Below are 1691 nucleotides of genomic sequence, written 5' to 3' on the forward strand. Positions count from 1 at the left end.
ATATTGGAAAAAGTAACGACGAGCCATTTTAAAACAGGAGGTACAGCAATGGAAAATACTCATGAGTACGTTCAAAAGCTGCATGAAAACCAAAAGAAAAATGAACAGAACAAAAAAAGACAGGGCAAGGATAATCCAAGCGACAAGCTTCCGAATAAACAGCATTAAACAGAAAATAGACCGTGTAATTACGGTCTATTTTTCTTTATTCTCTTGTTAAGTTTATTTACTTCGGCGGTTTTGTGCACCGGATTTTTTGTTTATGCCTTTATTCCTTCTTTCACCATGTACTGAAGGTTGTTTGCCTTTTCTATCGGAGTCAGAGCGTCCTTGGGCTGAAGGTCTTTCCCCGCTTTTTCTTTCGAAACGTGGGGTTGCGTCGCGATTTTCATTGCTTACGCTTCGTTGGCCACTTCCATACTCCTCATTTCGCCTGGAGCTTTCTCTTCTTTCACCGGATAGTCTGCTAGAACGTGAATTTGTGTCCCTTTGTGGCCTATCCTGCTCTCGATTTCTATCAGCCCGATTTGGCTCTCTTCTTTCATTTGGTTTCCGAGGGCGTTCGTCTCTGCTTCTGCGGGCTGGATCTTCCCCAGTTCTGCTCCGGTTTTCTCTTGAATCACCGCGGCTGAATCTGTCTGTAGTAATTTTTTCTCCTCTATGATCTCTTTCAACATTACCCGAACGACCAATTCTATCTTGGCTGCCGCTGGTAGAACGTTTCGACCGTGTGTTTTTCCCTTTATAGTCTTCGTTTCTGCGATCACGATTACTTGAACTTCGATTTTCTATCCTATTTCCAGATCTTCTGTTATCGGCAGGATCGTCTTCCCCTGCTTCTGCGCTCCGCGCATTGCCGAAGTTTTTCTTTTCAATTCGAAGCTTCAAATCAGACTCAATCATTTCCAATAGTGGCTTATCTTTGGGTGAATAGAAAGTTACAGCTATTCCCTCATTTCCTGCTCTTCCGGTACGCCCGATTCGATGGATATAACTCTCGGTATCAAGAGGCATGTCATAGTTAAACACATGTGTGACACCTTCTACATCGAGACCCCTGGCCGCTACATCTGTTGCAATCAAGTATTGGATTTTCGCTTCACGGAATTTTTTCATGACTTGCTCTCTTTTTGCCTGAGAAAGATCACCATGAAGTTCATCACAGTTAAAATTGTTTGCTTTTAGCGCATCATTCAGTTTGCTGACTCTTCTCTTTGTCCGGCAAAAAATAACCCCTAAGAAAGGCTGATACACTCGTAATGATTCCATTAAATCGTTTTGTTTAGCTCTGTCGACCGTACTGATTGCAATCTGTTTGATATTTGCCAATGGTGCCTGCGTTTTTTCTATCTGGATGTTCTCAGGCTTGTACATATGATGTTTTGCGAGCTTACGGATTTCATCTGGCATTGTTGCAGAGAACAGCAAAGTTTGCCTCGTCTTCGGTGTTTGTTTGATGATTTCTTCTACTTCATCCAAAAAACCAATATGGAGCATTTGATCTGCTTCATCCAAAACGAGAAAAGCAGCTTTTGAAAAATCGACAGTTTCTCTGCGAATATGGTCTAGCAGTCTTCCGGGAGTGCCAATTACGATATGGATATTTTTCTTAAGTTTTTTCAACTGGGATTCAACATCTTGTCCGCCGTAAACAGCAAGTATATTAACACCCTCGATATGCTCAATTAATT

The 1691-nt window shown here is 41.9% G+C and carries 2 protein-coding genes; one reads left to right on the forward strand and one right to left on the reverse strand.

The window, feature by feature from the left end:
• Positions 1–48: 48 nt before the first annotated feature.
• Positions 49–168 (forward strand): DUF4023 domain-containing protein, encoded by a 120-nt coding sequence (locus WB217_RS15755; protein ID WP_335377696.1) that lies wholly within the window; start codon positions 49–51, stop codon positions 166–168.
• Between the two features lie 54 nt (positions 169–222).
• On the opposite strand, the gene WB217_RS15760 is transcribed toward WB217_RS15755, so the two are convergent.
• Positions 223–1691: helicase-related protein (locus WB217_RS15760; protein ID WP_423994198.1), on the reverse strand; the 1469-nt coding region annotated here is incomplete at its 5' end.

Origin of the sequence: Mesobacillus sp. (assembly GCF_049588175.1) — a bacterium.
GTDB lineage: Bacteria > Bacillota > Bacilli > Bacillales > Cytobacillaceae > Mesobacillus.

Excerpts from the sequence above, each read along its gene's own strand:
- WB217_RS15755 (WP_335377696.1), top strand. The coding sequence starts at position 49 with ATGGAAAATACTCATGAGTACGTTCAAAAGCTGCATGAAAACCAAAAG.